Annotated in this window: 13 protein-coding genes and 1 riboswitch; of the genes, 7 read left to right on the forward strand and 6 right to left on the reverse strand. The window is 48.2% G+C overall.

Going from position 1 to position 17,825, the window contains the following annotated elements:
* Window positions 1-63 precede the first annotated feature (63 nt).
* The 6 genes from ACOJS8_RS13140 to ACOJS8_RS13165 all read right to left on the reverse strand — a co-directional run bounded on the left by ACOJS8_RS13140 (window position 64) and on the right by ACOJS8_RS13165 (window position 7,106).
* Complete coding sequence (locus tag ACOJS8_RS13140; RefSeq protein ID WP_420148998.1) at window positions 64-1,656, reverse strand: hypothetical protein; 1,593 nt, start codon at window positions 1,654-1,656, stop codon at window positions 64-66.
* A 7-nt stretch (window positions 1,657-1,663) separates the two neighbouring features.
* Window positions 1,664-2,884, reverse strand: a complete 1,221-nt coding sequence (pseC, locus tag ACOJS8_RS13145; RefSeq protein ID WP_420148999.1) for a UDP-4-amino-4,6-dideoxy-N-acetyl-beta-L-altrosamine transaminase — start codon at window positions 2,882-2,884, stop codon at window positions 1,664-1,666.
* Between the two features lie 28 nt (window positions 2,885-2,912).
* Window positions 2,913-3,929: a UDP-N-acetylglucosamine 4,6-dehydratase (inverting) gene (gene pseB / locus ACOJS8_RS13150; RefSeq protein WP_420149000.1), complete on the reverse strand. Its 1,017-nt coding sequence runs from the start codon at window positions 3,927-3,929 to the stop codon at window positions 2,913-2,915.
* A gap of 343 nt (window positions 3,930-4,272) precedes the next feature.
* Complete coding sequence (locus tag ACOJS8_RS13155) at window positions 4,273-5,142, reverse strand: hypothetical protein (protein WP_420149001.1); 870 nt, start codon at window positions 5,140-5,142, stop codon at window positions 4,273-4,275.
* A 112-nt stretch (window positions 5,143-5,254) separates the two neighbouring features.
* Window positions 5,255-6,208, reverse strand: a complete 954-nt coding sequence (locus ACOJS8_RS13160; RefSeq protein WP_420149002.1) for a GNAT family N-acetyltransferase — start codon at window positions 6,206-6,208, stop codon at window positions 5,255-5,257.
* Between the two features lie 7 nt (window positions 6,209-6,215).
* Window positions 6,216-7,106: a Ppx/GppA phosphatase family protein gene (locus tag ACOJS8_RS13165; RefSeq protein ID WP_420149003.1), complete on the reverse strand. Its 891-nt coding sequence runs from the start codon at window positions 7,104-7,106 to the stop codon at window positions 6,216-6,218.
* A 245-nt stretch (window positions 7,107-7,351) separates the two neighbouring features.
* Between ACOJS8_RS13165 and ACOJS8_RS13170 the strand changes: the two genes are divergently transcribed.
* The 7 genes from ACOJS8_RS13170 to ACOJS8_RS13200 form a co-directional block, all read left to right on the forward strand.
* Window positions 7,352-9,214, forward strand: a complete 1,863-nt coding sequence (locus ACOJS8_RS13170; RefSeq protein ID WP_420149004.1) for a carbamoyltransferase — start codon at window positions 7,352-7,354, stop codon at window positions 9,212-9,214.
* Between the two features lie 30 nt (window positions 9,215-9,244).
* Entirely contained in the window at window positions 9,245-10,396 is a 1,152-nt protein-coding gene (locus ACOJS8_RS13175; protein ID WP_420149005.1) for an SGNH/GDSL hydrolase family protein, read from the forward strand.
* A gap of 20 nt (window positions 10,397-10,416) precedes the next feature.
* Window positions 10,417-10,566: a DUF5989 family protein gene (locus ACOJS8_RS13180; RefSeq protein ID WP_191038769.1), complete on the forward strand. Its 150-nt coding sequence runs from the start codon at window positions 10,417-10,419 to the stop codon at window positions 10,564-10,566.
* Window positions 10,567-10,569: 3 nt separating this feature from the next.
* Window positions 10,570-10,932: an SxtJ family membrane protein gene (locus ACOJS8_RS13185; RefSeq protein ID WP_420149006.1), complete on the forward strand. Its 363-nt coding sequence runs from the start codon at window positions 10,570-10,572 to the stop codon at window positions 10,930-10,932.
* 83 nt (window positions 10,933-11,015) lie between these two features.
* Window positions 11,016-11,124: riboswitch (SAM riboswitch) on the forward strand.
* Between the two features lie 93 nt (window positions 11,125-11,217).
* A complete protein-coding gene (gene metH, locus ACOJS8_RS13190; protein WP_420149007.1) occupies window positions 11,218-15,024 on the forward strand; it encodes a methionine synthase in 3,807 nt (1,268 codons plus the stop codon).
* A 131-nt stretch (window positions 15,025-15,155) separates the two neighbouring features.
* Complete coding sequence (locus ACOJS8_RS13195) at window positions 15,156-16,760, forward strand: glycosyltransferase family 39 protein (protein ID WP_420149008.1); 1,605 nt, start codon at window positions 15,156-15,158, stop codon at window positions 16,758-16,760.
* Between the two features lie 106 nt (window positions 16,761-16,866).
* Window positions 16,867-17,825, forward strand: a 959-nt coding sequence (locus tag ACOJS8_RS13200; RefSeq protein ID WP_420149009.1) for an FG-GAP repeat domain-containing protein, incomplete at its 3' end; no start/stop codon positions are given.

A 17,825-nucleotide genomic window follows, 5' to 3' on the forward strand; every position in this document is an offset into this window, starting at 1 on the left:
AATATTTTTTTTATATTTTTTGTTGGGTTTATCACACCCCCCCACCACTGTACACCACAAAACTTAAAATAAATGATCGGCGGCTACAGCACCGTTTGTGTGAAAATCAAAATAATAACCATTCAAAAACGGGTTATCTGCTTTTGCAGTAAGCCATCCAGTGGCCTCCCCAAAAAAGTCCTGCAACTCCTCGTCGTCGGCAATGCGAATGGTAAATGAGCCATTGGGTTTCACCACGGCGCTACGTTCCAGCACCGAGTCGTCGGCTTCGCGATAAAACGATAGCGTTACGGTAGCCGGGCGGTCGTATTCCCGCAATGGCGCTGAATTGGTCAGGACAATCTCGGAGTTACCAACATTGACGAACGGTGCCCATTTGAACGTACCGGGCTTGTTCAATACGTTCGGATTGCCAACCTGTGGTGCAAAACAAACGTTGCTCGGCAACGCCGATGCGCGTCCGTACTGCCCCACGTTTAACCCAAATTTCAGACGCGTCGGAATACGTAGCGAATCGGTCCAGTGCGCAATTAACTGAGCCGTTTTTGCCCGATCAGTCGGTATACCTACGGTTTCGGCAAGTTCGCCCAGATCAATCTGAACGTATTGATTATCGGTTGAGCGGAACTGATACGTATCGGTGGCTTCGCCCAGAAACGTACCGTCGGCATCGAAAAACCGAAACGACAGCGTAAAATCGGAAGGTGAGAAAATAGGGTAAACGACCAGTCTGGTGAAAAAATCGTCGGTCAGATACAACGGAATCGACGTCGATGAATCCAGAAAACGCTCATCCTGCCGGGGCCAATACGCTTTGTTATCCGCTACGTTCGAGCTGTCGTAATACGAGTGCGTAATGCTGACGCTTTGCGCCGTCTGATCGAGATTGCCGACCAGAAAGCGTGGGAAAAATCCCGAAAAATTATGCCCAAACCGAATCATGCCCGGCTCATCGCCCAGCAACGTTTTCAGATCAAGGTAATCTTTCAGATACAGAAAAACGGTTTCGTAGGGCTTCAGCGACGGAAGCGCGAACGTTCCAGAGGTAGCCCGGTGCTGACTATCAACGATTTGATACGTTACCTTCGGTTCATCGGCGGGTAGCGGGCCATTCGTAAAGCTCAGAAACGGCGACAATTCCTCCCGGCCGTAAATATCGAAACCCGATTCACTGACCTGATATTCCGTATTGTGCTGAAGATCTTCAATGTCGTTATACACGCGCCCAACTGTATGCACAACGCTGCTCGACGTTTCATTGAAATACACCAGCACAAACGCCGGATACGGAAACACCAGATCCTGCGTCGAAAAAACTTCCAGTTCGAGCGAACCCGTAAAGTTCTCATCCTCGCCGGATTCAGTCAATAAATCCGTAAACTCGCTCATTTGCACCGACCACGCTTTCGCCGAATCGATCAGTACATATTTGCGCGACAGCAACGTACCGCCTGCGTTACGTAGCGTGTACAGCAGGCCCACCTCCCGGATGTTCCGTTTCAGCAGCCAGTAACCCATAAAAATGACTTTGCTGGAATACGTATCGGTGTGCATCACCGGAAAAATAGCCGAGGAACGTAGCACGGGTTTGCGGTTGGCCACTAAAGCCTCGCCCGCACTTTGAGTCGCCTGAAGATGACTTTGGTAGGAACGCATCTGTCCGCTAAGATTTTAAAAACGTCTTTACATTTTCAATAACGTAATCCTGCTCCTCGTTCGTCAGGGTTGGGAACAAAGGCAGGCTCAGGCACTGGGCGTAATACGTCTCTGCATTGGGGAAATCGCCCGGTTTCCAGCCGAACTGCCGATAATACGGCATCAGATGAACCGGAATGTAATGCACCTGCGCCAGAATGTTTTTCGTCCTCAAAAAATCGTACAAAGCTTTCCGATTGGGCGTCTGAATCACGTATAGATGATACGCATGACCGACCCCCGCTGGTGGAACAATAATCTGGATGGGAAGGCCATTTGCTGCGGCTTCTGAAAAAGCTGAATCGTACCGGGCGGCCAGCTCCTGCCGCCGGGCAAGCATGGCATCCGCGCGGCTCAACTGACTCATTGCCAGAGCCGCCTGCATGTCAGTCAGGCGATAGTTGTAGCCTAATTCCTGCATTTCCATGTACCAGCCTCCGCGCTCCGGTTCGCCATCGTAAGGCGTCGTGAACTCGTCGGGTTTGTTGGTGATACCGTGTGTGCGCAGACGTAGCAGATGCTTGTACAGCACTTCGTCGTTCGTGGTAATCATGCCGCCTTCGCCAGCCGCAATGTGCTTGACCGGATGAAAGCTGAAAATTGCCAGATCGGCCAATGCTCCATCACCACACCGATACGTCGGACCGCGATACGTACGGTCCGACGTATCGGTGCCGGTATTACTGGTAAACGTAGCACCCGGTGCATGACAGGCATCTTCGATAATCCAAAGGCCAAATTCGTCCGCCAGTTCACGAAACTGAATCATATCGACCGGATAACCTGCAAAGTCGACCGGAATAATCCCCGAAAAGTAGCCTGTCGGATGGCTTTCCAGCAGGGAACGCACCGCTTTCGGGTCGAGAAGAGCCGTTTCAGAATTAATGTCGGCAAAATAAACTTCGCCACCACAGTAGCGTACGCAATTGGCTGAAGCAGAGAACGTAATGGGTGTCGTAATCACCCGTGTTCCCGGCCCAACGCCAAGCGCCATGCAGCAAAGGTGTAAGGCGGCTGTTCCGTTGGCAATAGCCACAGCATACGTAGCACCAATGTAGCTGGCAAACGCCTGTTCGAACTCGCCAATTTTTGGCCCCTGCGTCAGATAGGGCGAACGTAATACGTCGTTTACGGCGGCAATATCTTCGTCGGTAATGTGCTGCCGGCCGTATGGGATGGGTTGGTTCATAGTACGTAGAATGGGATACAAACCCGTTCTAAACTTCAAAACTGGCGTCAACGTGTTTGCGGATTTGATCGCGGAGTTGCGCAACGGTGAGCCAGTCAGTATTGGTACCCGAATTGTATTTGAATCCCATCTCGACCCGTTGACCATTAAACTCTCTTAGATAATCGTCTACGTTCCAGGTGGGTGTTGAGGGGGTAATAACGTAGTACCGTTCTGTTTCGACTGTATTGAGTGAATCCGTTTCGGTGATCATTTCCTCATGAAGTTTCTCCCCAGGACGAACGCCCACGATACGTTGTTCGGCGTTGGGGGCAATGGCTTCGGCTACGTCGGTAATGCGATACGATGGAATTTTCGGCACAAAAATCTCGCCACCCCAAGCGTGTTCGAGTGCGTACAGAACCATCTCTACGCCTTCTTCCAGGGAGATATTAAAGCGTGTCATATCGGGGTGCGTAATGGGCAACACACCTTCCTGTCGTCTGTCCAGAAAAAACGGCACAACCGATCCCCGAGACCCAATCACGTTGCCATAACGTACCACCGAAAACCGCAGGTCACGACTGCCGCGCATGTTGTTAGCGGCTACAAATAGTTTGTCGGAGCAAAGTTTGGTAGCGCCGTAGAGGTTAATGGGAGCAGCCGCTTTGTCAGTTGAGAGGGCCACAACGCGCTGTACACCATTGTCGAGTGCGGCATTGATGACGTTTTCGGCACCAAATACATTGGTTTTGATGCATTCCATTGGGTTATATTCCGCGGCTGGAACCTGCTTGAGTGCAGCTGCATGAATAATGATATCGACACCCTCGCAGGCCCGTTTCAGACGCTCGGCGTCGCGCACGTCGCCGATGAAAAACCGGATCGATTTATATTTCGATTGCGGGTAATGCTGGGCCATCTCGAACTGCTTCAACTCATCGCGCGAGTAGACAACTAAACGTTTGAGGTCAGGATAGCGCTGGTACACCATCTCGACAAATTTTTTGCCGAAAGAACCGGTACCGCCCGTAATCAGAATGGATTTATTGGTAAGGTCAAGCATGAATTATTTAACGATCACATAGTCAACGCCTTTTCGGCTGACTTCATTTTTTAATGTATAGGCAATTAAGAAGCCAAAGTTAGCCTATCTACAGCAGAGACACTACGTTAACTGAGAATAAGAAATTGATCCAGATTGCCAGTGGATAATTTGTGCCATTAGCGGACAAAAAAGAAAGCCAGACGACCTGAGTCATCTGGCTTTGGGTTTCGCTTGCGGATGAGTGTCCATTACTGTGTAGTACTTGGGCTCCTCATTTCTAAGCGAAAGACAAGTATATAACGTAGTAGCTTGGCCGATTGTTTTCCGTTGTCAGGGGAATTTGTAAAATTTTTGCGATTTTTTATGAGCGGCTTGCTGTATGACCAACTGACTGCTTGATAACTACTCGTTCAAGTGCATCGATATAGCTTTTACTGCTGGCGTTTAGTACGCTAACCTTCCGATAATCAGCGTATTCCCGCAAGACTTCATACCCACGGAATACTTTGTGAAGCGACAGAAATTGACTGGCCATCGAAAACGTTTTGGTACGATGCGCGTCGCTGTAAACGGGTTGATACGCTACGTCTCTGGCTTTGTCGTAGAAGTGTATCTGCTTGATCTCCAGTTGGTTTGTGTCACTGATGCGTATCTGCTCGTGCCAGGACGTATCAGCGCCGAACAGGAAAATCTCGTCAAATTTACGGTTAACCATCAGGAACAGCGCCGTCACGATAACCGTCTGCGCCTGTAGCATACCCAGATTTGCCCCATAAAGCCAGTATCGGAACCATTGAAAACCACGGACAACGGTCGGATTAAAATAAACCAGTTCAATACGTGGATTACCGGCCTGTATTTTCTGAATAAAATAAGAGTTCTTTGCCAAGGTTGGGATGAACAACCGCATGGACCAGTCGACCTGTTCAATCAGCGCTTTCAGAATCTGATGTAAATCTTCCCGGCCCGTCGTTGCATCATGAAACGTAAAGGCATTCGGGTCGGCGATGATATAGTTGGCGGGGCGTAGTCGGGTGAAATAGTCGGTGAGCGCAAAGCCGTTGACGACAATCAATTCGGTTTCAAGTAAAAAATCAAGATGATTGGCGAGCGAATCATTGAGCGACGGACCATTACCCAACACAGAACAACGCGCGTTTTGGCGTTTGGGCATTTGAACTCCCCACCGCGATCGAATCAATACTTTCGCCAATGACAAGATTGAGGCCAAGAGGTTGGAAACAAAAGCCGCAACCGAATTGAAAACTGTTTCTAGCATTAGAACCGACCGAAAAAAAGTCATTTTATCCGGTAAAATTAGCCAATAATGAGAGGTTTCAACGTCAGAAATGCTTCTCGAAAACAAACTTCGGCGACTCCAGTGCGCCAAGATTCCGTTTGAAGCGTCTTAAGCTGGATTTCGGTTGGTTGTTTCCATCAAGTGACGTACCTAAATCCAATAATCGGATCGCTTCTTTCTGGCAGAACGTGTATAAACCATCGACCAGCATAACCGTTGGGCTGAAGGTCCGATAATCGGGATGAGAAGCGGGCAGAAACGAATATAAAATATCCTCACGTACACGTATGGCTATGCTTAGCGCAGCGAGTTTTAATCCATCGTAAACTGTAAAAACCAGAAATTGGTCTGGAAATCTGTGTAACAGATTAGTCAGATTTTTAGGGCAAATGGTGAGTTGGTAACCTTGCTGCCTGCGCGTATCCTGTACGAAATTCACTACGTCGGTTATGTTCGGCGATGTCCAGTGCTGAAACTGAAAGCCCGCTTCACGGCATTTGCGGAGTCGCCGACGTTCCGCCGGTGCGATAAGTTGACCAAACATACCGGCATCAACGGGCAAATAGAACGTCTGATCGGTCCGTGTCAGTTGAAAACCGTATTTAGGAAGTTTTTTCCGTAACAGCGCGGTTTGTTCAGGAGCGTAACAACAGGGGTAGTGGGTGAGCCGGAACGTAGTAGACGTGCCAATTGAGCGAATGGCGTTTGATAAGGCATGCAGAAACGTATCAAGAACCGGCTCAGGCAGCGTTTCAGTAAATTCAACTGACCCAAATGGGGCTGCAACGGGACTTATGGCTTTGCCGGCATCAACAAAAAAAGCGCAGCGAGCTTCGGCTAACCCGGTACGTTGGTTTTGGGCCGTTAGTAGATGAAACGATCCAGAATGTTGGTGCCGAAGATGCTCCAGGTTATTGAAGAAAAAGCCGGATTGACCAAATTCTGGAATCGTAGAACTTTGAAAATTAGTGTGTAACTGAATGGAATACTCAATCATGAATAAACTACCAGAACGAAACCTTCCGGCGCTTCAACTGATTGTACACCAGCTGAATAATGCCATCTTTTAAACCTAAGTCGGGCACGATGATTTTATCAGCCCCCGCCCATTTCATCACCGAAATGTAAATATCGGCGGCTGGTACAATCACATCGGCGCGGTCGGCATTCAGGCGAAGTTTGTTAATCCGATCATCCAGGCTAAAACCGGCAATAAAATTCCGCATTCGCTCAATTTCGGCCAGGGTCGTTTCCGTGTCCGACAGCTTCGATGCCAGATTGAACAATTTGCTGATATTACCACCCGTACCAACTGCCACGATTTCCTGTGATGAGTCAATATTATCCTCAACCCAGTCTTCTATTTTTCGCCAGGACCCTTTGCTTTCTTTCCCTTCCAGCAAACGTACTGACCCGATTTTGAATGACTTTGAGTTAATTTTTTGCCGGTTTACGTAAACGTTCAATTCGGTGCTACCACCGCCCACATCGATGTGTAGATACTGCCGATCGTCCAGCGCCTGCACCACTACGTTATTGATGAGTTCAGCTTCTTTCTGTCCATCAATAATGTGAATTTTGATGCCCGTCGTAGCCTCAATTCGTTTCGCGATTTCAGGTCCGTTGCCCGATTCGCGCATGGCTGACGTAGCGCAGGCCATATACCCTTCTACCTCGTGGAGTTCCATCAGCAATTTGTAGGCTTGCATCAGTTTGGTCGTCCGGGCTTCACTTTCGGGCGTGAGCGCGCCAAAATTGAAAACATCGTGGCCTAATCGGAGCGGAAAACGAACGTATTCGACGCGTTTGAAGCTAACAATTTCGTCGTTATGCAATACCGTTGAGATTTGCAGACGCGCTGCGTTCGAGCCGATATCAATAGCTGCCAGTTTCATAGTATGTTAATGATTGAGTGATTGAATGATTAAATTGTTAAATGAGCTGAAGCACGTATTATTCAATCAGTCAATAAATCAATCATTCAATCATTACTATGGGCCAAAGATAGTCTATTTTGAGCTTGTGTAACCCCGACAAACCGAAGTCTGTTCTTGACCACAAAGTAAGTCAAAGGGGTTGTTGTGTTACGTTTGCCAGAAAAATCCCTTACTTTTGGCCCTGTTTTTCAGTATACCATTCCATGACCATATTAGGTATTTCTGCTTTTTATCACGATTCGGCAGCTGCATTGATTGAAGATGGTCGTATCGTTGCCGCAGCTCAGGAAGAGCGGTTTACCCGTAAAAAGCACGATCCGGGGTTTCCTACACAAGCGGTTAAATACTGCCTACAGTACGGCGGAGCCGACATTAATACGTTAGATGCCATCGTTTTCTATGACAAGCCCATGCTCAAATTTGAGCGGCTGCTGGAAACGTATTATGCCTTTGCTCCAAAAGGAATTCGTTCGTTCTTGATGTCGATTCCGGTCTGGCTGAAAGAAAAACTGTTCTTGAAGCGGCTGATTCGGGAAGAACTTGAGAAAATAGGCTATAAATCGTCCAGCAAAGTAAAACTGCTCTTTCCCGAACACCACCTTTCACACGGTGCCAGTGCGTTCTATCCATCTCCGTTTGAGCGGGCCGCCATCCTGACCATTGATGGCGTAGGCGAGTGGGCTACGGCATCGATTGGGCTGGGAGAAGGAAAGAATATTTCGATTCTGAAGGAGATGCGGTTTCCGCACTCGCTCGGGCTTTTGTATTCGGCTTTCACGTATTTTCTTGGCTTCCGGGTCAATTCAGGTGAGTATAAACTGATGGGACTAGCGCCCTACGGCGACCCTCATTCGCCGGATATTGATCGGTATATTCAGATTATCAAAGAGAAATTAGTGGATCTTCGACCTGATGGGTCAATCTGGCTGGATCAGGAATATTTTGATTACGCTACGGGGCTTAAAATGGTGGATGAAGGGAAATGGGAGCAGCTCTTTGGTTTTCCTAAACGCCAGCCCGACGACGAATTAAAGGATTACCATTGCAACCTGGGACTGGCCATTCAGCAACTTACGGAAGAGATTGTACTCAACATGGGTCGCGAAGCAAAACGTCTGACCAATGCTGATGCTATCGTGATGGCGGGTGGAGTGGCCCTCAACTGCGTATCGAACGGTAAACTTCAGGCGGCTGGAATCTTCAAAGACATCTTCATTCAGCCAGCGGCTGGCGATGCGGGTGGCGCGTTAGGCGCAGCGCTGGCGGCTTACCATATTTATTTTGGCAAAGAGCGCGAAGTAACGAAAGAACGTGATGCGATGCGCGGCTCGTATCTAGGCCCAACTTTCTCTGATCTGGACGTTGAGCTGATGGCCATCAAGTATAAAGCCGTTGGAAAACATTTCGCCAATTTCGACGAACTGGCTCAGGAAAGCGCTCGTCTGCTGTCAGAAGGTAACGTAGTAGGTTGGGTTCAGGGACGGATGGAGTTCGGACCGCGTGCCCTAGGCGGACGTAGCATTTTGGGCGATCCGCGAAATGCCGAGATGCAGAAAAAATTAAATGTGAAAATTAAGTACCGCGAGTCGTTCCGGCCGTTTGCCCCATCGGTGCTGGCCGAAGATTGCGCTGAGTATTTCGACTACGATGGTATTTCGCCGTACATGTTGCTGGTGCACCCGGTGGCCGAAAAACGACGGATGCCCGTACCCGCTGATTACGCCAGCTTTCCCTTACGTGAGAAACTTTATTATCAACGGTCTGATCTGCCGTCGATTACGCACATCGATTATTCCGCCCGTATCCAGACTGTCCATAAAGACACCAATCCCCGGTATTATCAGCTGATTGATTCATTTAAGAAGCTGACCGGTTACGGCGTGATTGTGAATACCAGTTTCAACGTACGGGGTGAGCCAATCGTTTCGACACCCGACGACGCCTATCGGTGCTTTATGCGCACGGAAATGGATTATTTAGTAGTTGGAAATTTCCTGTTCGATAAACGGCAGCAGCCCGAATGGCAGGATACGGATAACTGGAAAGAAGAATTTGTTTTAGACTAACCAAACGCATTCGCCGAACGATTTGTCCTGATGGGTTCAAAACTAGTGTCCAGCCTTGTCCGCTTACTGTTTCTGGGATTTTTGGCTTTCATTGTCTTTTACGGTGATCATTTTAATGTCAGTTTCGCGTATCCACACAAAGGCCTGTTCGATAATATATATGTACGGCTGTTTAAAATCTGTCTGTTTTTACTGATCGTTATTGAACTGCTACGGGTATATTATTACGGAGTGGTCAAGAATCCGACTCCATCGAAACTGGTTGGTAATATAGCGACGCTCTTTGTTCCGCTTGTTTTGCTGTTCGTCGCGCTGGAGATCGTGTTTATGTTCATTGCGCAGAGTCAGGAAGGAGGATTAACCTTAGCTTCCCACATCTGGTTCGAACGATATTGGCCTCCCATGACGGGCGATTATCGGGATACGCCCAAAACCGATACGTTAGGGAAAAAGAAAGTGCTGCTTGTTGGCGATTCATTTACGGCAGGACACGGACTAAAATCGGCGGATGAACGTTTCGGGAACGTACTAGGCCAAAAATTAGGCGATAAGCAATACGTTACCTATAACCTGGGTATATCGGGCTCCGACACGCGCGACGAGTACAAGCGGCTGGTAAAGTTCGGTGTAAAACCTGACGTGCTGGTGCTGCAATACTTCCCGAACGACATTGAAAAAGTGGCACACGACCATGGGTTAGTGCCAACGGGTTTCACGCCTTATTCCGACGTACCGCGGGCTTTTCAATCGTTGTTTATCAAATCGTACTTATTCAATTATTTGTATTGGCAGTTTCCTCACGGTAATTTTGCGCCGTTCGATAATTATGCGCGTACCGCTTATGGTACACCCGCCATTATTAATGACCATTTAAGCGATCTGAATCAGTTCGTTGAGTACGCAAAAGCGAATAATTCCCGGCTCTACGTTGTGCTATTCCCCTTTGTTCACGACTTGAAACGATCGGCCGAGTACACGAAGCCAGTCGTTGATTTTTTTCAGAAAAGTAACGTACCCGTTCTGGAAGTGGGTAACCTCATTGGTGATATAGAGATAAAAGATCGGGTAGTAGGACGTAACGATGGGCACGCCAGCCCAATTGTGAATCAGCGTGTTGGTGAAGCGTTGTTCAAACTGGTACAGACAAATCCAGGTGTGGCTCAGGCTTCTTCAAGCAACTAAGACTTAAATAAAACGAACAGATGGAATTCTTACAGGATATTTTCAAATTTCTGAAACAACGTAAAAAGTGGTGGTTAGCCCCGATGATTATACTGTTGTTACTCATTGGTGTTCTGATCGTTATCGGCGGTGGATCGGCCGTTGCTCCCTTCATTTACACGTTGTTCTAAGGCATGGACGTTAGCGAAAAAGTGAAGGCCCAACTAGTCATTGTGACTGGTCTGGTTGTGTTATATTTTGTGTTTAAGTCGCCCTGGTGGTTATACGGTGCCGCTGCAGTTGGTGTATTAAGTATCTTTATTCCAGCGGCAGGCGATCTGATTGTGAAAGGCTGGTTCAAACTGGCAGAAATACTGGGAAACATTAACGGCAAGATCATTTTGTCGGTTATGTTCTTTGTATTCTTATTTCCCATTGCTTTGCTCTATCGAATGACGGCTAAAAATCCACTGGGCATAAAACGTACTAACGACAAGTCGTTTTATACCGAACGGGATCATCTGTACACGAAAGAGGATTTAGAACAGACCTGGTAAGTAGCGCACTACGTATTAAAAAATTGAATTATTTCGGGTACATCCGTTGTCGATGTACCTTTTTTTTTATTTACTTTTGCCATAGCTTATCCAGAAAGACGGAGGGAGAGGACCCGATGAAGTCTTGGCAACCAACCAATCTTAGGAAATGGTGCCAATTTCCGCCCGGATATTAACCGGGGCAGATAAGATTAGCAATCGCTGCTACCTGCCTTTTTGCCAATAAGCTCACTTTGCCTTTTTGAATTTTTTTAAGCGCGCTGGTTGTTGCTATTATCAATAACCATGCCTTACACTAAACTGGCTTTGAAAACGATACACGAACTTCTGCGTGAACGTATCCTCGTCCTCGATGGTGCGATGGGGTCTATGATCCAACAATATAACCTTACTGAGGAAGACTATCGGGGAGAGCGATTTAAGGATTGGCCTCATGATCTGAAGGGGAATAATGATTTGCTGTCGATAACGAAACCGGAAGTCATTCAGGAGATTCACCGAAAATACCTGGAAGCGGGGGCGGATATTATCGAAACCAATACGTTCAGCGGTACGGCCATTGCTATGGCCGACTACCGAATGGAAGAACTGGCTTACGAACTCAACTTTGAATCGGCCCGAATTGCAAAAGTAATTGCTGACGAGTTCACGCGCCAGAATCCTGATAAACCGCGATTTGTAGCGGGCGCTATGGGCCCAACGAACCGTACAGCTTCACTTTCGCCGGATGTCAATAATCCAGCGTACCGCGCCGTTACGTTCGATGATCTGGTCGAAGCTTATTATGAACAGGTGAGCGGCCTGATTGAGGGTGGGTCTGATTTGTTACTGGTCGAAACCATCTTCGATACGCTGAATGCCAAGGCGGCTATGTTCGCCATTGATAAATATTTTAACCTGAATCCGCAACAGGCAGTACGTCCTATCATGATTTCAGGGACCATTACCGACGCGAGTGGCCGGACGCTGTCGGGGCAGACGACGGAAGCATTTTTGTATTCAGTATCGCACCTTCCTTTGCTTAGTGTTGGTCTGAACTGTGCGCTCGGAGCTGAACCCATGCGGCCGTATATTCAGACACTTGCGAAGGAAGCGCCTTTCTTTACGTCGGCGTACCCAAACGCGGGTCTGCCGAATGAATTTGGGGAGTACGATGAAACGCCGGAGATGATGGCGGCTCAAATCGAAGGGTTTATCCGGGATAGTTTTGTGAACATCGTGGGCGGCTGCTGCGGCTCTACACCCGACCACATCCGGGCTATTGCGCAGGTAGCCGCCAAATACCCACCCCGGCAACTGCCCGAACCGGAACCGTATCAGAAGCTGAGCGGGTTGGAGCCGCTGAAAGTTACTGAGCAAACCAACTTCCTGAACGTAGGAGAACGTACTAACGTAACGGGTTCGAAAAAATTTGCCCGGCTCATTAAAGAAGGCAACTACGACGAAGCTCTTAGCATCGCGCGGGGACAGGTGGAAGGTGGAGCGCAGGTGATCGACGTGAACATGGACGAAGGAATGCTCGATTCTGTTGAAGCCATGACGACGTTCCTGAACCTGATTGCATCGGAACCCGACATTGCCCGCGTGCCCATCATGGTCGATTCCTCGAAGTGGGAAGTCATTGAAGCCGGTCTGAAGTGCGTGCAGGGAAAGGCCATTGTGAACTCGATTTCGCTTAAAGAAGGCGAAGAGGCCTTTATCGAACGGGCTAGACTGGTAAAACGGTACGGTGCTGCTGCGGTAGTGATGGCCTTTGACGAAACCGGTCAGGCCGATTCTTACGAGCGACGTATTGAAATCTGCGAACGGGCGTATCGGATTCTGGTTGATAAAGTTGAGTTTGCTCCGCAGGATATCATTTTCGACCCGAATATTCTGACTGTCGCGACAGGCATTGAAGAACATAATAACTACGCTGTCGACTTCATTAACGCGACGCGCTGGATTAAGGAAAACCTGCCATTAGCAAAAGTTAGCGGTGGCGTATCAAACATTTCGTTCAGTTTTCGTGGCAACGATGTCGTGCGCGAAGCCATGCACTCGGCCTTTCTTTACCACGCAATCCACGCGGGTATGGATATGGGTATTGTGAACGCCGGGCAATTGGAAGTATACGATAATATTCCGAAAGAGTTGCTGGAGCGCTGCGAAGACGTACTGCTCAACCGTCGGGAAGATGCTACCGAACGATTGGTTGAATTTGCTGAAACCGTCAAAGCGAAAGGCAAAGCCGTTGTACAGGACGAAAGCTGGCGAAACGAACCCGTTCGTGAACGACTCAAATACGCCCTGGTTAAAGGTATTACGGATTATATCGATCAGGACGTAGAGGAAATCCGCCAGCAGGTTGAGCGGCCGCTGCACGTGATTGAAGGGCCGTTGATGGATGGCATGAACGTAGTGGGCGACCTGTTTGGCGCGGGTAAGATGTTTTTGCCGCAAGTTGTGAAATCGGCGCGGGTAATGAAAAAAGCCGTGGCGTATCTGACGCCGTTTATCGAAGCCGAAAAGTCGGGCGAAGGCTCTTCATCGGCAGGAAAAATTCTGCTGGCAACGGTCAAAGGCGACGTTCACGATATTGGCAAAAACATTGTTGGCGTAGTGTTGGGCTGTAATAATTACGAAATAATCGACCTCGGTGTGATGGTACCCACTCAGAAAATTCTGGATGCCGCTCGTGAACATAATGTCGATATTATCGGTCTGAGCGGTCTGATTACGCCTTCGCTCGATGAAATGGTTGGCGTAGCCAAAGAAATGGAACGGCAGGGTTTTAAAACGCCCTTGCTCATTGGCGGGGCCACTACGTCGCGAATGCATACCGCCGTCAAAATTGACCCGCACTATTCGGGGCCGGTTATCCACGTACTGGATGCCAGCCGAAGCGTACCCGTGGCAGGTCGTCTGGTGAGTGATACGGAAGGAACGAAGGAAGAAATCTTCCGCGATATCAAAGCTGAGTACGTCAAACTGCGTGATGATCACGCCCGCCGTCGGCAGGAAAAAGCAAGTTTAACGATTGATAAAGCCCGTGAAAACCGGACACAGATTGATTGGAAAGACTTTGAACCGACCAAACCGACGTTTCTGGGTAATCGCTATTTTGAGGATTATGACATTGCCGAATTAGCGAAATACATCGACTGGACCCCGTTCTTCCAGACGTGGCAGCTGAGCGGCAAATACCCCGCTATTTTTGAGGATGCGGTTGTTGGCAAAGAAGCCAAACAGTTGTTCGATGATGCGAACAAACTGCTGCAGGAAATTATTGACGGTAAACTTCTGAAAGCGAAAGCCGTCGTTGGTTTCTACCCAGCTAATTCAGCTGACGATGACGTATTACTTCATGATTTTGAGGAGTACAAGCGCGAAATTCCCTGCGAACGGCACGGATCGCACCAGCATATTGAGTACAAAATCAGTCGGGCAGAATCGCAAACGGCCATTACGCCAGCGGGTGAGCTGATTTACGATACGAAAACTGTCCTGCATTTTCTGCGTCAGCAGAACCAGAAAGCACCGGGCTTACCAAACTTCTGCCTGTCGGATTTTGTGGCTCCGCTCGAAAGTGGCCGTGAAGATTACATTGGCGGTTTTGCCGTAACGGCGGGTATCGGCATCGAAGCGCTGCTGGAAAAATACGACCGAGACCACGACGATTATAACAGTATCATGGTGAAAGCCATTGCCGACCGGCTGGCCGAGGCCTTTGCCGAGCGGATGCACGAGCGTGTACGTACCGAATTCTGGCCGTACGCTACCAGCGAAAAATTCACGAACGAGCAACTGATCAAGGAAGAATATCAGGGCATTCGTCCGGCACCGGGCTACCCGGCCTGCCCGGATCATACCGAAAAAGGCACGCTGTTTGAGTTGCTAGACGCGAACAAAATCGGGATTGAATTGACCGAAAGCTACGCTATGTATCCGGCTTCGTCGGTCAGCGGGTTTTACTTTTCAAACCCCGAATCGAAATATTTTGCCGTTGGTAAAATCAACAAAGATCAGGTTATCGATTATGCGCATCGGAAAAATATGCCGGTCGAAGAAATCGAAAAGTGGCTGTCGCCCGTGTTGAGTTACGATGCGTAGTTACTTACTAAAAAATCCCCGATGACACTCATTGGGGATTTTTTATGGCTGATAAATGGCTAATCTGTTCTTGCATTTTAATAAGATCACCACCAGATTAGCATATGATATTCCTCTTTAAACCATAAACTATGTCTCGTAAAGAATGGCTGATCATCGGTTTATTGTACTGTGTCGCTACGTTGCTCAATCTCAACAAAGCCTACCACATCGATGATACGTTCCATCTGGAAGCCGCTAATTGGATCAAGGGGAATCCGTTACGTCCCATGTCAGGGCTTATCAACTGGGCCGAGAATAAAGAGCCGATGTACATGGCCAATCAGCCTCCTTTGTACTTCTATCTGCTGGCTTTAGTGAGTAGCATATTTGGCACCAGCGAAATCGTACTTCATCTTTTTCAGTCCATTTTTACGCTTCTTGCCTTAGTCGCCTTCATCAAAATAACCGGACTCTTACAGCTAAAAAATGGCGTATTGCTCACGGCTTTGCTAGCCTTCTGTCCCGCTTTTCTGATCAATCAGAATCTAATGGTGGATGTGCCGCTTTTGTGCCTTGATCTGTGGTTTCTTTATTACTTACTTCTACCAAATCCTCCTTCAGAATCAGCTCGTTACTGGAAAGCCAGCCTTATTTTAAGTTTGGGTCTCTTGATCAAATACACGAACCTCCCTTTACTGGTTGTTTTGCTTGTTATGGTGCTGTGGCGCAGGCAATATCGGCTGTTGTACATAGTGTTTATTCCTGTTGCAATTCTTGGACTTTGGTCGCTCTGGAACTACGTAGAATTTTCGGGCATCCATATTGTCAACAGACCCCAGAATCAGAAAACGCTGACTATATTCTTTAAAAACCTGAGCGACTTCGTTACGTGTCTGGGAGCTATTTCGCCGTGTTCGCTGGCATTTATGGCGGGTTATTTTTCTCGTTCCAAACTCGCTAACCTGCTCGTTCCAATTGTAGGGGTATCGCTTATTTTTTTGACCGTTGCCACGGCTAAAGATCATTTTTTTATTCTGACCTCAAATGTTATTTTATCGACTGCGTTTTTGATTAACGGTCTGATAATCATCCTGTTCGTTTTAGGCAGTGTTTGGCGGAATAGCTTTGGTTCGGGGAAAGCGATCGACTCTGCTGACGTACTGCTGATTACGTGGATAGCGGCCATTGGTGGGTTCATAATTTTATTCGCACCTTTTATCGCCAGCCGGCACGTTTTGTTAATTATCCCACCCGTATTGTTATTGGGAGGCCGCTGGGCCGAAAGTATATCGTTCGTCAATGCCGTACAGGTTACTCTTGCTGCAGCTACCATTACGCTGGTTCTGGCCATTTCCGACTGGATTTTCGCGGATTTTTATCGTCAGAAAGCAAAAGAAGCGGCTGCCTTGGTTCCCAAAAATAGCCGAGTCTGGACGGCGGGGCACTGGGGCTGGCAGTGGTATGCCAATAAAGCGGGGTTTCGGGAAGTGCAGGCTGATTCGATGCAGTTTGAGCCGGGCGACTATTTAGTGAAACCGCAGGGAATTTCGATGCAGAAAATTCCAGATGGTGCACAATTGCAGCAAGTTAACTACGTAGCATCACCCCTGAGTTGGCTGCATTTCGTGTCAACCAGCTACTATAACTGCTTTTATGGACGAGGAGCGGCCTGGGCTTATTCCAAATTTCCGATTGATACGGTAAAAATATACCGCGTTACAGCTGTTGATCCGACGAAAGGGCGTAGCTGGTAATGCATTTGCAAGCGAATTTTTTCGACTGTAATAACCGATCGGCTATGTAAGAATAAGAAAGTTAATTCGCGGTAAAGTTCTACATTGTCGCCAAAACCCTATTCCTATGCTACGTATCATCAGCGGTCTTTTTATACTGGTTATCTCAATCGCTCTGACGGCTCCTGAGCCTACTCTTCGTTTTAGCCGCTATTTTGTTGCGGCCGAAAGCTATGAATCGGTAGGCGTTTTCGATGTTGATAAAAACGATACGTTAGATATTGTTTCTGGCGATTTCTGGTACGAGGGGCCACTTTTTCGGCGTCGGCATCTGATTGGAAATCAGCCTCGTAAGGATCAGTATTTCGATGATTTTTCGACCATACCGCTGGACGTTAACGCTGATGGACGTATGGATTTTGTGACGGGGGGCTGGTTCGATCAAACACTGCGTTGGGTCGAAAATCCGGGTAACGGGAAAGCGACCTGGCCACTGCACGAAATCGGAAAAGTAGGCAATGTTGAAACCACGCGCGCCTGGGATGTTGACGGCGATGGCGTGCTCGACATTGTACCGAATAATCCTAAACACCCGCTCAAATACGTGAAACTGATGAAGCCCGGCGAATTCAAGCAAATCACCGTAGCACCAACGCAGGATCATGGGTTAGGCTTTGGGGATGTAAATGGCGACGGTCGTGGCGATTTGATCGTTAGCGAGGGATGGCTCGAAGCGCCACAGGATCGTACGGCAGGTCCGTGGACTTTGCATAAGGAGTTTTCGCTCGGTACTGCCAGTGTTCCTATCATTGTGGCCGACGTGAATGGCGATAAACTTAATGATCTGATTGTGGGTCAAGGACATAGTTATGGTTTGCACTGGTACGAACAAACAAAAGATGCCAGCGGCAAACGTAGCTGGGCCAAGCATCTGATTGATGATAAAAATTCGCAGTACCATTGCCTTGAATGGACAGACATTACCGGCGATGGCCGCCCTGATCTGATTACGGGCAAACGTTACCGCGCGCACAATGACGGCGACCCCGGCGCTTACGATAATGTTGGTCTGTATTATTTTACGTG

It is taken from the genome of Spirosoma sp., from assembly GCF_048594605.1.
Taxonomy (GTDB): Bacteria; Bacteroidota; Bacteroidia; order Cytophagales; family Spirosomataceae; genus Spirosoma.

Bases quoted from the DNA above. Each gene is read 5' to 3' on its own strand.
- pseB (WP_420149000.1), bottom strand. From the start codon at position 3,929: ATGCTTGACCTTACCAATAAATCCATTCTGATTACGGGCGGTACCGGT.
- pseC (WP_420148999.1), bottom strand. From the start codon at position 2,884: ATGAACCAACCCATCCCATACGGCCGGCAGCACATTACCGACGAAGAT.
- metH (WP_420149007.1), top strand. From the start codon at position 11,218: ATGCCTTACACTAAACTGGCTTTGAAAACGATACACGAACTTCTGCGT.
- ACOJS8_RS13165 (WP_420149003.1), bottom strand. From the start codon at position 7,106: ATGAAACTGGCAGCTATTGATATCGGCTCGAACGCAGCGCGTCTGCAA.
- ACOJS8_RS13160 (WP_420149002.1), bottom strand. From the start codon at position 6,208: ATGATTGAGTATTCCATTCAGTTACACACTAATTTTCAAAGTTCTACG.
- ACOJS8_RS13140 (WP_420148998.1), bottom strand. From the start codon at position 1,656: ATGCGTTCCTACCAAAGTCATCTTCAGGCGACTCAAAGTGCGGGCGAG.
- ACOJS8_RS13180 (WP_191038769.1), top strand. From the start codon at position 10,417: ATGGAATTCTTACAGGATATTTTCAAATTTCTGAAACAACGTAAAAAG.
- ACOJS8_RS13170 (WP_420149004.1), top strand. From the start codon at position 7,352: ATGACCATATTAGGTATTTCTGCTTTTTATCACGATTCGGCAGCTGCA.
- ACOJS8_RS13185 (WP_420149006.1), top strand. From the start codon at position 10,570: ATGGACGTTAGCGAAAAAGTGAAGGCCCAACTAGTCATTGTGACTGGT.
- ACOJS8_RS13175 (WP_420149005.1), top strand. From the start codon at position 9,245: ATGGGTTCAAAACTAGTGTCCAGCCTTGTCCGCTTACTGTTTCTGGGA.
- ACOJS8_RS13195 (WP_420149008.1), top strand. From the start codon at position 15,156: ATGTCTCGTAAAGAATGGCTGATCATCGGTTTATTGTACTGTGTCGCT.